Raw genomic sequence first — 13,428 nt, forward strand, 5'->3', positions numbered from 1 at the left:
TCCGGCACCTGATCAGGATTCAGACAAGATGGCAGATGGGGCACCTCGGGGCGTCGATAGGGTGGACAAAGGAGATGTGAAACAAGGTGCAACACATTTGCGGGGTGTGTTGCATGGGAACGGCCCCTCCCGAAGGAGGGGCCGTAAATGTCAGTTCCGCAGCGGCTTGCCGGTTTCCAGCATGTGTTCGATGCGGTTGATGGTGCCATTGGTCTTGGTCAGGGCCAGGAACCCTTCCCGCTCCAGCGTCAGCAAATCGTCTTCGGTCATCACCTGCGTGATGTCGGTGTTGCCACCGGACAGCACGAAGCCAATGGCCTTGGACACCACCACATCATGCGGGGTGGCCTTGCCCTGCTGGGCGAAGCCGTCGACCGCCATGGAGAAGGCGGCGGCCGCCGTCGGGCCCGGCAGGCGGATTTCCGGTTCCTGCGGCGGGGTGTAGTTCGCTGCCAGTTCCAGGGCCTTGGCCTTGGCATCGGCCAGCAGACGGTCCTTGTTGAAGGTGATGCCGTCGGTCGGACGCAGGATCAGCATGTCGCGCGCCTCGAATGCCGATTTGGCGACCTTGGCGGTGCTGATGGCCTCAAACGCCGCCGACAGGGCCGGCATGGGGCCACCCGGACGACGCTTGTTGGCCAGGTGGCGGATGACCATCTCCTTACAGCCACCCCAACCCGGCAGCACACCAACGCCGACCTCCACCAGACCCGAATAGGTCTCGGCATGGGCCTGCACGGCGGAGCTGTGCAGCAGGATTTCGCAGCCACCACCCAGCGCCATGCCCGACGGGGCAGCAACGGTGGGGAACGGGGCGTATTTCAGGGCCTTGTAGGTGTTCTGACCCTCGGCAATTGTCGCCTCAATCTGCGGCCACAGGCCGATATTGATGGCGAACAGGGCCAGACCCAGATTGGCGCCGACGGAGAAGTTCTGCGCCTCATTATGGATGACCAGGGCCTTATAGGCACCGGACTTGCCATCGCCGATGATGCCCATGGCCTTGCGGATCATGCCCATGATGTCCTGATCCAGGGCATTCATCTTGGACGTGAATTCCAGACACAGGACGCCGTCGCCGATATCCCACAGGCTGGCGGAACCGTTCTTGGCGACCGGCTTCGACCCGCGCTTGATATCGGTCAACAGCAGCACACCGTCCGGACGCTTCACCTCGGCATAATTGCCATCAGTGCCCAGGAACAGCAGCTTGGAACCTTCCACCTTATAGAAGGGACGGCCAGCGGCCACCTTCACCATGTGCGGAACGGCCTTGCCCTCGGCGGTCAGCTTCTCAGCAAACCAGCCGGTGCCCAACTGGTCGATCAGCTCAAACGGGCCGGACTTCCAGTTGTAACCCAGGCGCATCGCCTCATCGACCGCCGTGATCTGTTCGGCAATCTGCGGCACCAGATCAGCGGCGTAGGACAAAGCCTGCGACAGAACGCGCCAGGCATAGGCACCACCGGCATCGGCGGTTTCCACCAGCGCCTTTAGGTTCTTGGCCGAAGCCGAGGCCAGCGTCGCCTTTTCCGACTTGCGATAAACGCCCGTCGTCAGGTCGATGGCTTCCTTCACACGGCGGCCATCGGCGGCCTTTGTCTGACGGTAGAAACCGCCCTTGCCCTTACGGCCCGTATAGCCTTCGGCGATCATCTTGTTGGCCAGCGCGTTGTCGCGATGGATACGGCGATAATCATCGTCAGCCGGCAGTGTGGACAGCAGCGACTTGGAAATCAGTGGCATCAGGTCCAGACCGACAAGGTCGATCAGGCCGAAAGTGCCGGTCTTGGGAATGCCCATGGGGCGGCCCGTGATGGCGTCCGCCTCCTCCACCGTCAGGCCGCCATCAATGGCCTCGTTCACGGCGACGGCCATGAAATAGGTGCCGATGCGGTTGGCGATGAAGCCCGGCGTGTCCTTGCATTCCACCACGCCCTTGCCCAGGACGCGGTCACAGAAGGCGCTGACGGTGTCGAACGCATCCTGGCGGGTCTTGGGACCCTTCACCACTTCCAGCAGGCGCATGTAGCGCGGCGGATTGAAGAAGTGGGTGATGCAGAAATCAGACGCGAACCGTTCCGACTGACCTTCCAGCAGGATGGACAGCGGAATGGTCGAGGTGTTGGACGAGACGATGGAACCGTCCTTACGAACCGCTTCCAGCTTCTGATACAGGTCGTGCTTGACCTTGGGGTTCTCCAGCACGGCCTCAACGATCCAGTCGACATCGGCCAGCTTTTCCAGGTCATCCTCGATATTGCCGGGGGTGACGAGGGAAGCGGCCTTCTTGTGCATGAAGGGGGCCGGATCGGTCTTCAGCATCTTGTCGATGGCGGTCTTGGCAACGACCGAACGGTCGCCGCCATTGTCCTTCACCGCCTGCGGGACGATGTCCAGCAGGTAGACGGGAATGCCCGCATTGGCGATATGGGCGGCGATGCCGCTGCCCATCACGCCGGAGCCGATGACGGCGGCTTTCTTAATGGTCATGGGTGTTTCCTCCCGCTCGAAGCTGCCGATCAGACCGCTTCCAGGACGGTGGCGATGCCCTGACCGCCGCCGATGCACTGGGTGGCCAGCGCCAGGGACTTGCCCTCACGCTGCAACAGGCTGGCGGCCTTGCCGGTGATGCGGGCGCCGGTGGCACCCAGCGGGTGACCCAGTGCCAAGGCACCGCCATCCAGGTTCACCTTGGACGCATCAAAGCCCAGTTCCTTGGCGACCGTCATGGACTGCACGGCAAACGCCTCGTTGCTTTCCACGATGTCGATGTCGGCGATGGTCACGCCGGCGCGGGCCAGCGCCTTCTTGGACGCCGGCACCGGGCCATAGCCCATGATGGTGGGATCGCAGCCGGACACGGCGATGGAGCGGATCTTGGCCAGCACCTTCAGGCCATGGGCCTTGGCGAAATCTTCGGAGCAGACCAGCGTGGCGGACGCGCCATCGGTCAGCGGGGAGGAGGTGCCGGCGGTGACGGTGCCGTTCTCGGCATCAAAGGCCAGCTTCAGGGTCGCCAGACCCTCAGCGGTCGTACCGGCGCGAATGCCGCCATCCTGGCTCACCACCTTGCCGCCCGGCACGGTGATGGGGACGATCTCAGCCTCGAACCGGCCCTCGGCCTGGGCCTTTGCGGCCTTGGCGTGGCTTTCAACGGCATAGGCTTCCTGCTGGGCGCGGGTGAAGCCGAACTTCTTGGCGAGGTTTTCCGCCGTGATACCCATGGCCATATAGGCGCCCGGATTGGCGGCATGCAGGACGGCGTTGGGCATCGGGTTGTAACCGCCCATCGGCACGCGGGACATGCTTTCCACGCCGGCGGCGATGAAGCAGTCACCCGCCCCCATGGCGATGGCACCCGCCGCCTGATGGATCGACTGCATCGACGAACCGCAGAAACGGTTGACGGTGGCACCGGCCACCGACTGCGGCAGGCCGGCAATCATGGCCACCAGCTTGGCGACGTTGAAGCCCTGCTCACCTTCCGGGAAGGCGCAGCCCATGATCAGGTCTTCCACGGCGGCGCCGTCAACACCGGTACGGGCCAGCAGTTCCTTCACAACCGCGGCGGCCAGATCGTCCGGGCGCACCTTCGTCAGTTCGCCCTTGTTGGCGATGTGGAAGGGGGACCGGGCGTAACCGGCAATCACGACGTTCTTCATCTCTGGAGCACTCCTCGCCTTGGGGTTGGCTGCGGCCCGTCTCTGTCGGACGGTACCGTCATATTTTGGGGACAGGATAAACCATTCAAACGAGCGTATGAAATCATTCCGCCCGGGGAAAGATGTTTATTCGGCCGGAACCGACACACCCTTGGAATGGAGATGCGACACGATCATGCCGTCAATCTCATGCAGTTCCTTGAGCGTCTGCTGCACATCGCGCAGCTGCTGTTCCAGATGCACGATGCGGTCGCGCGCCCGGCGCAGCAGAAACATCATCTGCTCCACCTGCGCCTCGTCCGTGTCGTACAGGTCGAGGAAATCCTTTATTTCCCCTATGGAGAATCCCAGCCGCTTGCCCCGGCAGATCAGCTTCAGCCGGGCACGGTCACGATGGGTATAGATTCGCGTCTGGCCCATGCGGGCCGGCGAGATCAAACCCTCATCCTCATAAAACCGCAGCGACCGCAGGGTCAGGCCGAATTCCTCCGCCAATTGACCGATGGTGAAGGTTTGCGCCGGGTTATAGGCCGGCTTGGCCTGATCGATGGTGTTCAGCATGAGAGCTGCCCTTGTCGCTGACAGGTGGCTTACGTTTACGTAATAGTTAAGTTAGCCTTCCGCGCACGTCAAGTGGTTTTTGCATGGCGGCCATCCTTTCGCCGACTTTATCTAATCTGGGGGTGGACAAGGCCGTGCGCCAGTCGCAACTCTCCTGCCCTTACGAATTTTTGACGAAGTGGCGGGTGCGTGACATGTCGGTGATCGGGGAACAGGGCCATTATGTGCTGATCGTGCGGTGCCCGGACCGCAAGGGGATCGTGGCGGCGGTTTCGACTTACCTCGCCAAGCATGATGCCTCCATCACGGAATCGAACCATTTCAATGACGCGCTGAACAACCTGTTCTTCATGCGCACGGTCTTCCGCGCCGATGGGGCGGACTTCCCTGATCTGGACGCGCTGAAGGAAGGGTTCACGCCCATCGCGCGCCAGTACGACATGCATTGGGAACTGCACGATCTGTCGATCCGCCCCAAGGTGGTGATCGCCGTGTCGAAGTTCGGCCATTGCCTTTACGACCTGCTGCACCGGCAGCGGTCGGGCAGCCTGCGCATGGATATCCCGGCGGTGGTGTCCAACCATGACGATATGCGCAGCTTCGTGGAATGGTCGGGCATCCCCTATCACCATCTGCCGGTGACCAAGGGCAACAAGGAAGCGCAGGAAGCGCAATTCACCAAGATCATTCAAGACAGCGGCGCCAATCTGGTGGTGCTGGCCCGCTACATGCAGATCCTGTCGCCGGCATTCTGCGAGGTGCTGTCGGGCCGCTGCATCAACATCCATCACAGCTTCCTGCCCAGCTTCAAGGGCGCCAAGCCCTATCATCAGGCCCATGAGCGTGGTGTGAAGATCATCGGTGCCACGGCGCATTTCGTCACCAACGTCCTGGATGAAGGCCCCATCATCGAACAGGACATCCAGCGCGTGGACCACAGCCACACGCCAGAAGACCTTGTCGATATGGGCCGCGACGTGGAGTGCGCCGTGCTGGCCCGCGCCGTGCGGTGGCAGCTGGAACACCGCATCATCATGGATGGGTCGCGGACGGTGATTTTTAAGTGACGTAGCAAAGGGGGCCTGAACGGCCCCCTTTTTTAAAAACTATCGTCGCCTTCGGTGCGCGCTTCCGGGGGATGGTCGTCTGGTCGATATTCCAGAATATCGCCGGGCTGACAGTTCAGAACTGTACAGATCTGGTTCAGGGTCGCGAAGCGGATGCCCTTCACCTTTCCGGTTTTCAATAGGGAAAGGTTGGTCAGGGATATCCCCACCTCCTCCGCCAGCTTCGTCACCGACATCTTCCGACGTGCCAGCATCACGTCGACATTGATGATGATGGCCATCAGATGATCCCCTCCCCATCTGCCTTCAGATCGCGGCCGATACGGAAAGCTTCTGCCAGGGCAAGAAGAACTAGACCGCAGAGTGCCAGCCAGCCATCGATATCGGTTGCGACCTGAGCATAAGGTGTGGATGGCAAGCCGAATGAAAGAGGGCTGGTTATTAGCGCACGCCCATCCGCCACCGTGATACCGGACAGCATCAGCGGCAATACGCAGGCGGAGACCACTGTCGCTGCATTGGCGGCAATCAACAGCCAACCCAGCCAACGCAGGCGCGGCACCGCCGTCGCAGCAAACGGGTCACCGCCGGCAATCTCCCCGACCAGCCGCCGCAAGGTGATGGCGGCGTAGAGCCACAGCCCGACAACCAGCGCCGCTGAGACGCCAAACGTGAATTTTATCCACATCTGGTCGACTGCGACGTTCAAGGTAGCGCGGTCAGCCGCCAGATGGCCAACCACCGCCTGGGCATCACCCAGCAGGTCTGTGGAACTGGCATTGCTCAAGATGACCGGAAGCATCATGAACCACTGTTTACCGGCCAAACCCCCGTAAAGGCTGGCGGCAAGGATCAGCACGATACCGAGACCGAGCAACCAGATGGATGCCGTCAAAATCCAGTTCAGGACACGCAGTGACATGTTTTGAAACCCCATTCGTTGCAGACATGCATTTTCTATATCTCATCCATATTTTTATGTAAAACATAAAATTTAATACGCAAAATGAATATCACCCCAAGGCCTGAGCAGACGCGCCCAGCCGCCACGACGGCCAGAAGGCGGCGGACGTCGAAAATATCGCTGAGGAAATCGGGACCATGGGCAAGACGCAACGGCGCGAACCGGAAAGCCGTCTGACTGTCCTGTTGCTGCATCTCTTGAAATGGCAATGTCAGCCGAAGCGGCGAGGGCTACGCGGGACGCAATGATCAGGGTTCAGCGCCGCGACCTTGCCCGTCACATCGACCGCAACACGAGCTTAGATCCCAAGATTCCTGGGGCTTTGAGCTACGTCTACAATAACGCAAAAATCGAAGCAGGGGCTGAAACCGGCCTGTCGGAAACGAGTTTTCCGGCTGAATGCCCCTGGCAGTTTGAACAGATCATGGATGTGGGTTTCTGGCTGGATCAGCAGTGACCCTACCCATACAACTGCTTCGCCCGCCCCTCAAACGCCGCCACCATGCGCTTCACCGCCTCGTTGAACAGCGCGCCGATGATGGTCTGCAGGACCTTGTTCTTGAACTCGAAATCCACGAAGAAATCGACGGCGCAGCCGTCGGCGTGGGGTTCGAAGACCCAGTGATTGTTCAGGTAATGGAACGGCCCATCGACATATTCCACATCGATGCGCCGTCCATCGGGGTTCAGCGTCACCTTGGATGTGAACCGCTCGCGGATCATCTTGAAGCCGATCACCAGATCGGCCCAGATCACCGGTTCCTGCCGCTTGCGGATGCGGCAGGCCACGGCCCAGGGCAGGAATTCCGGGTAGCGCTCCACATCGGCGACCAGGGCGTAGAGCTGCTCCGGCGTGTGCGGCAGGATGCGCCGTTCGGCGTGCGTCGGCATAAGGCTTCAGTACCCTGGCAACAGCATCATTCGGCGGCGGGGCGGCTGCCCGCCAGCTTGGCCTCACGCGCGGCGCGCAGCTTTCGGAAATCATCGCCAGCATGGTAGGAGCTGCGGGTCAGCGGGCTGCTGGACACCATCAGGAAGCCCTTGCCGCGTGCCAGGGTGGCGTAGCTCTCGAACTCCTCCGGCGTCACGAAACGGTCCACCGGTGCGTGCTTGGGCGTCGGTGCCAGATACTGACCGATGGTCAGGAAATCGACGTCGGCGGCGCGCAGATCGTCCATCACCTGCCCCACCTCTTCCTTCGTCTCGCCCAGGCCGACCATGATGCCGGACTTGGTGAAGATGGTCGGGTCCACTTCCTTCACCCGCTGCAACAGAGCCAGCGAGGTGAAGTAACGCGCACCCGGACGGATGGTGGGGTAGAGGCGCGGCACGGTTTCCAGATTGTGGTTGAACACGTCGGGCCGGGCCTTGGCCACATGTTCCACAGCACCAGCCTTGCGCATGAAGTCCGGCGTCAGGATTTCGATGGTGGTGGACGGGGCCGTCTGGCGGATGTTCAGGATGGTGCGGGCGAAATGGTCGGCCCCGCCATCGGGCAGGTCGTCACGGTCAACCGACGTGATGACCACATGTTCCAGGTTCAGGCCGCCGACGGCCTCCGCCACCTTTTCCGGCTCATGCGGGTCCAGGTTCAGCGGCTTGCCGGTCGCGACATTGCAGAAGGCGCAGGCACGGGTGCAGATGGCACCCAGAATCATGAAGGTGGCGTGCTTCTTCTTCCAGCATTCGCCAATGTTCGGGCAGGCCGCTTCCTCGCACACCGTATGCAGCTTCAGACCACGCATCAGGTCGCGGGTTTCCGCATATTCCCGGCTGGTCGGCGCCTTCACGCGCAGCCAGTCGGGCTTGCGCTGGATCGGGTTGTCCGGGCGGTTGACCTTTTCCGGGTGGCGGACGCGGGGTTCTTCGATCATCATGGCCCTGACCTTGGGAATTGCCTTGGGGCAGAACATAAGCCGCCCACGCGCCCGAACCAAGCGCGGCGTTCCGCCACCCTCCCCCGCTTACACTGCAACTCGGTCAGGCCCGGTAATTTCATTACCATATTGCGGTGCGATACATACGAATTCAGTCGTGGAACGGGCGAACGCGGCTTGACCGGGGGCACCCCGACAGTGACCATGCCGGCCATCAAGCCCGACACCCAACAGGAACAGCCGGGCACCTTAGGGGGAAACAGCATGAAAAGCGGACTGAAAGGGTCCGCCGCGATGATCGCGGCGGCGATGACGGCGCTCGTCCTCACCACAGCCACCAGCGCACAGCCGGCCCCGCCGGAGCAGCGGCGGGTGGAGGATGAGATCATCTATCTGATCATGCCCGACCGGTTCGAGAATGGCGATCCGTCGAACGACCGTGGTGGTCTGAAGGGCGGGCCGGAGGTAACGGGTTTCGACCCCACGCATAAGGGCTTCTACCATGGCGGCGACCTGAAAGGCGTGACGCAGCGGCTGGACTATATCAAGGGCCTGGGTGCCACGGCCATCTGGCTGACCCCGGTGTTCAAGAACAAGCCGGTGCAGGGCGTCGGCGACCGGCAATCAGCGGGCTATCACGGCTATTGGGGCCTGGATTTCCTGGATATCGACCCGCATCTGGGCACGAAACAGGATTACAAGGACTTCATCGCCGCCGCCAAGACCAAGGGCTTCAAGATTTATTTCGACATTGTGGTGAACCATACCGCCGATGTCATCGCCTATCGTGAATGCCCGGACCGGGGCTGTGAATACCGGTCACAGGGTGAATATCCGTATAGCCGTCGCGGCGGGCTGTCAGGCACCCCCATCAATGATGGGTTCGTGGGCGTCGGGCCGCTGGGCCAGAACCTGCCCAATTTTGCCCGCCTGACGCGCCTGGATTACGCCTACACCCCGTTTGTGCCCAAGGGGCAGGAGAAATCCAAGAATCCGGCCTGGCTGAACGACATCGCCTATTATCACAATCGCGGTGAAAGCATCTTCAAGGGTGAAAGCTCCCAGTTCGGTGACTTTGCAGGCCTGGATGATGTGATGACGGAGCATCCGCGCGTCGTTCAGGGCTTCATCGATATCTACAGCCACTGGATTGATGAATACGGCATCGACGGGTTCCGCATCGATACCGCCCGGCATGTGAACCCGGAATTCTGGCAGGCCTTCATCCCCGCCATCCAGGCCCGCGCCAAGGCGCGTGGTATCAAGGATTTCCATATCTTTGGCGAGGTGATGGAGTTCGACCCCGCCGAACTGGCCCGCTTCACCCATGTCGATGGCCTGCCCGCCGTCAATGACTTTGCCCTGTTCCAGGCCATCAGCGACGTCGTGGCCAAGGGCGCGGCCACCAAGCAGCTGGCCAAGGTGTTCCGGGGGGATGAGCTGTACAAGGGTGGCGAGGCGACGGCGCGGCAGCTGGTCACCCTGATCGGCAATCACGACGTCCTGCGCCTGGGTCGCACACTTCGTGCCGAGAACCCCAAGGCCGGTGAGGCGGAACTGCTGCAACGCATGATCCTGGCCAATGCCATGCTGCTGCACAGCCGGGGCGTGCCCGCCCTCTATTACGGTGACGAGCAGGGCTTCACCGGTGAAGGTGAAGGCGATCAGCCATCGCGGGAGGACATGTTCCCCAGCAAGACCGACAGCTATAACGACAACCGCCTGATCGGGTCGGACAGCAGCACCGCTGTCTCCAACTTCGACCCCAGCCACCCGCTCTACCGCGCCATCGCCGCCATGACCAAGGCCCGCCATGCCGACCCGGCCCTGCGTCGGGGGGCGCAGGTGACGCGCGCCTACACAGAGGAAGGGCCGGGCCTGTTCGGCTTCTCCCGCCTGCTGGACGGCACGGGTGAAACGCTGGTGATGTTCAACAGCGCCACAACGCCGCTGACCACCTCGGTGATGGTGGAGACGAAGTCGATGGTCTGGGACAGCGTGGCCGGCACCTGCGCCGCGAACAGCGCTGCCCCCGGCAGCTACAGCGTCACGGTCCCTGCCCTGTCCTACGTCGTCTGTAAGGCGCGCTGAAAACAAAAGGGCCGGAGCAGTTGCTCCGGCCCTTTCTCAATCAACGACCTGACAAGTCCAATTACATGTGGATGGCGCGGCCATCCACGGCAAGGGCGGCTTCCTTGATGGCTTCCGTCAGGGTCGGGTGGGCGTGGCTGGTACGGGCGATATCTTCGGCCGACGCGCCGAACTCAATGGCCAGACCCAGCTCCTCAATCATCTCACCCGCCGACGCACCGATGATGTGGGCACCCAGGATGCGGTCGGTCTTGGCATCGGCCAGGATCTTCACGAAACCATCGGTGGCATTCATCGACCGGGCGCGGCCATTGGCGGTGAAGGGGAACTTGCCGGCCTTATACGCGACGCCCTCGGCCTTCAGCTGTTCCTCCGTCTTACCGACAGAGGCCACTTCCGGCCACGTGTAGACCACACCGGGGATGGCGTCATAATTGATGTGGCCCGTCTGACCGGCCAGGATTTCGGCGAAGACCACGCCCTCTTCCTCGGCCTTGTGGGCCAGCATGGCACCGGCCACGACGTCGCCGATTGCATAGATGCCGGGCACGTTGGTCTGGAAATGATGGTCGATCTTCACGCGGCGGCGTTCGTCCAGCGCCACGCCCACGGCCTCCAGACCCAGGCCGCTGGTGAAGGGACGGCGACCGATGGCGACCAGGACAATGTCGGCTTCCAGCGTTTCGGCATTACCGCCCGCCGCCGCCTCGATCGTCAGCTTCACCACCTCACCCTCGGTCACGGCGGACGTGACCTTGGTGGAGGTCTTGAAGGACATGCCCTGCTTGCCCATGATGCGCTGCATCTGCTTGGACACTTCGCCATCCATGGTCGGCAGGATACGGTCGAAGAACTCAACCACCGTCACCTGAGCGCCCAAGCGCTGCCAGACGGAGCCCAGTTCCAGGCCGATGACGCCGCCGCCGATGACGACCAGACGACCCGGTACCTTGTCCAGGGCGATGGCGCCGTCGGACGACACGATGCGCTTTTCATCGATGGTCACGCCCGGCAGCGGGGCAACATCGGAACCGGTGGCGATCAGGATATTCTTGGTCGCCACATCTTCGCTGCTGCCATCATCCTTGGTGACGGTGACGATGCCGGCGGCCTTGATGGAGCCCAGGCCCAGGAAACGGGTGATCTTGTTCTTCTTGAACAGGAAATCCACGCCCGTGACGTTGGACTTCACCACCTCGTCCTTGTGCTTCATCATGCCGGGCAGGTCCAGCTCGACGCCGCTGACCTTGACACCGAAAGCACCCAGATGGTGCTTGGCTTCGCTGTACTTCTCCGACGCGACCAGCAGGGCCTTGGACGGGATGCAGCCGACATTCAGGCAGGTGCCGCCCAGCGTCTTGCGCTTTTCCACGACCGCGACGCGCATGCCCAACTGGGCGGCGCGAATGGCGGCGACATAACCGCCGGGACCGGCACCGATGACGACGAGGTCGAACTGCGTATCAGCCATTTGAATGACCATCCGTTTTTGTGCGACCCCGTCCAGGGTCCTGGAATTTGTTCGCGGGATTTATGGCAATCCCTGACGCCCATGTCCATCGCGCGACCTTGGGGACAGATGCCGCCCCCGCACATGGCTGGACATAATCTGCACCTTCGCCTGAAAAAATCTGCAAAATTCTCCATCCCGTTAAGAAATAATCGACTAAAGCCTATATACCTTTGGACAGGAAAGGATGGGATGATCGTCTGTTAAATCAGAAAGCCGGGTTCCACCTGCAAGGGGAACGACAATGGCGCAGGGCACGGGAGGAAAACATGGATCAGGCCACGGGCTGGCGGGACACCGCCACATCCACGCACCGGACACAAAACGCCATTGCTGAACTGGCACAGGAAGTGGGAACGCTTGGCGTCTCCATTGCCGATGTCGCGGGCCATGTCGGCGATGTTTCCGCCCGCATCGCGCGTCAGGCCGCCATTTTTGAGGAACTCCGCCGGCAGGCGCATGACATGGCCGACGGCAACCGGAAGGTGACGGGTGCTGCCTCCGCCGCGCGTGACGCCACCACCCGCGCCCGGCAGGAAGTGGCGCAAAGCCGGTCACAGGTGGACCATGCCCTGGCCGATATCCGCGCCCTGGCAGAGGACGTGAACGGCATCGAGCGGCAACTGTCCGGCCTGACCGACGCCCTGAACCGCGTGGGGCGCGTGGCGGCGGAGATCAACGCCATCGCCAAGCAGACCAACCTTCTGGCACTGAACGCCACCATCGAGGCGGCGCGCGCCGGCGATGCCGGGCGCGGCTTTGCCGTGGTGGCGACGGAGGTGAAGGCCCTGGCCAACAAAACGGCGGAGGCGACGCAGGAGATTGACGCCACCATGCGCGACCTGGGCGAACAGGTGAAGGCCCTGTCGGCCAAGGGGGCCGCCGGTGCTGCCAAGGCGACCGCCGTGCGCAACGACACCACCCGCATCGGTGACGTGATGACCACCCTGGACCGCGCCATGGCGGAGGTAGACAGTCAGCAGGACCATATCGACCGCGCGGCCCAGGCCATCGCCGGCTCCATCGCCACGGTCGAGGGACGCATCGACGGTCTGGCCGGCGACGTGAAGGACAGCGCCAGCAGCCTGTCGGTGGCCGGCGACCGGCTGAACAAACTGCTTACCACGTCCGAGCGGCTGATCGGGCACAGCGCGGAACTGGATGTGGAGACGGTGGACACGCCCTATATCCGCACCGTGCGCGATATTGCCAACCGCGTGGCCGCCACGTTTGAACGGGCCGTGGCGGATGGCACATTGTCCATCAGCGACCTGTTCGACGACAAATATCAGCCGATCCAGGGCACCGACCCGGTGCAGCACCGCACCCGCTTCACCGACCTGACAGACCGTCTGCTGCCCGATATCCAGGAACCGGCGCTGGCCCTGTCGGACAAGGTGGTGTTCTGCGCCGCCGTGGATCGCAACGGCTATCTGCCCACCCATAACCGCAAATTCAGCCAGCCACAGCGGCCGGGCGATGTGGCCTGGAACACGGCCAATTGCCGCAACCGCCGCATCTTTGACGACCGCGTCGGGCTGGCCGCCGGTCGCAACACCAACCCGTTCCTGCTGCAGGCCTATCGCCGCGACATGGGCAACGGCACCTTCGCCCTGATGAAGGACTGCTCCGCCCCCATCATTGTCGCGGGGAAACACTGGGGTGCAGTGCGGCTGGCCTACAGGGTGTAGGA

11 protein-coding genes and 1 pseudogene are annotated in these 13,428 nt (G+C 62.3%); 4 read left to right on the plus strand and 8 right to left on the minus strand.

Going from position 1 to position 13,428, the window contains the following annotated elements; translation table 11 throughout:
• Positions 1 to 150: 150 nt before the first annotated feature.
• The 3 genes from ABC729_RS06365 to ABC729_RS06375 form a co-directional block, all read right to left on the minus strand.
• Complete coding sequence (locus ABC729_RS06365; protein ID WP_495606797.1) at positions 151 to 2,493, minus strand: 3-hydroxyacyl-CoA dehydrogenase/enoyl-CoA hydratase family protein; 2,343 nt, start codon at positions 2,491 to 2,493, stop codon at positions 151 to 153.
• A gap of 29 nt (positions 2,494 to 2,522) precedes the next feature.
• Positions 2,523 to 3,665 (minus strand): thiolase family protein, encoded by a 1,143-nt coding sequence (locus ABC729_RS06370; RefSeq protein WP_495606798.1) that lies wholly within the window; start codon positions 3,663 to 3,665, stop codon positions 2,523 to 2,525.
• A 126-nt stretch (positions 3,666 to 3,791) separates the two neighbouring features.
• Complete coding sequence (locus ABC729_RS06375; RefSeq protein WP_495606799.1) at positions 3,792 to 4,226, minus strand: MerR family transcriptional regulator; 435 nt, start codon at positions 4,224 to 4,226, stop codon at positions 3,792 to 3,794.
• A 194-nt stretch (positions 4,227 to 4,420) separates the two neighbouring features.
• Between ABC729_RS06375 and purU the strand changes: the two genes are divergently transcribed.
• A complete protein-coding gene (gene purU / locus ABC729_RS06380; RefSeq protein ID WP_495608648.1) occupies positions 4,421 to 5,293 on the plus strand; it encodes a formyltetrahydrofolate deformylase in 873 nt (290 codons plus the stop codon).
• A gap of 32 nt (positions 5,294 to 5,325) precedes the next feature.
• On the opposite strand, the gene ABC729_RS06385 is transcribed toward purU, so the two are convergent.
• Together ABC729_RS06385 and ABC729_RS06390 are read right to left on the minus strand one after the other, a co-directional pair.
• Positions 5,326 to 5,574, minus strand: coding sequence for a helix-turn-helix domain-containing protein (locus ABC729_RS06385; RefSeq protein WP_495606800.1), 249 nt, complete (start codon positions 5,572 to 5,574; stop codon positions 5,326 to 5,328).
• Entirely contained in the window at positions 5,574 to 6,230 is a 657-nt protein-coding gene (locus tag ABC729_RS06390; RefSeq protein WP_495606801.1) for a DUF2975 domain-containing protein, read from the minus strand. Before ABC729_RS06390 ends, ABC729_RS06385 begins: the two co-directional genes overlap by 1 nt.
• Before the next feature lie 164 nt (positions 6,231 to 6,394).
• Between ABC729_RS06390 and ABC729_RS06395 the strand changes: the two are divergent.
• Positions 6,395 to 6,714, plus strand: a pseudogene (locus ABC729_RS06395) (DUF29 family protein).
• A 2-nt stretch (positions 6,715 to 6,716) separates the two neighbouring features.
• Here the strand turns inward: ABC729_RS06395 and ABC729_RS06400 are convergent.
• Both ABC729_RS06400 and lipA read right to left on the minus strand, forming a co-directional pair.
• Entirely contained in the window at positions 6,717 to 7,148 is a 432-nt protein-coding gene (locus tag ABC729_RS06400) for a type II toxin-antitoxin system RatA family toxin (protein ID WP_495606802.1), read from the minus strand.
• Positions 7,149 to 7,174: 26 nt separating this feature from the next.
• Complete coding sequence (gene lipA, locus ABC729_RS06405; RefSeq protein WP_495606803.1) at positions 7,175 to 8,134, minus strand: lipoyl synthase; 960 nt, start codon at positions 8,132 to 8,134, stop codon at positions 7,175 to 7,177.
• Between the two features lie 264 nt (positions 8,135 to 8,398).
• Here lipA and ABC729_RS06410 point away from each other — a divergent pair, with 264 nt between their 5' ends.
• A complete protein-coding gene (locus ABC729_RS06410; protein WP_495606804.1) occupies positions 8,399 to 10,225 on the plus strand; it encodes an alpha-amylase family glycosyl hydrolase in 1,827 nt (608 codons plus the stop codon).
• A 61-nt stretch (positions 10,226 to 10,286) separates the two neighbouring features.
• Here the strand turns inward: ABC729_RS06410 and lpdA are convergent, their stop codons facing one another.
• Positions 10,287 to 11,696 carry a dihydrolipoyl dehydrogenase gene (gene lpdA / locus ABC729_RS06415; protein WP_495606805.1) on the minus strand — a complete coding sequence of 470 codons (1,410 nt, stop codon included), beginning with the start codon at positions 11,694 to 11,696 and terminating at the stop codon, positions 10,287 to 10,289.
• Between the two features lie 308 nt (positions 11,697 to 12,004).
• Between lpdA and ABC729_RS06420 the strand changes: the two genes are divergently transcribed.
• Positions 12,005 to 13,426 carry a methyl-accepting chemotaxis protein gene (locus tag ABC729_RS06420; RefSeq protein ID WP_495606806.1) on the plus strand — a complete coding sequence of 474 codons (1,422 nt, stop codon included), beginning with the start codon at positions 12,005 to 12,007 and terminating at the stop codon, positions 13,424 to 13,426.
• Positions 13,427 to 13,428 lie beyond the last annotated feature (2 nt).

It is taken from the genome of Niveispirillum sp. CC-CTL257, from assembly GCF_059489915.1.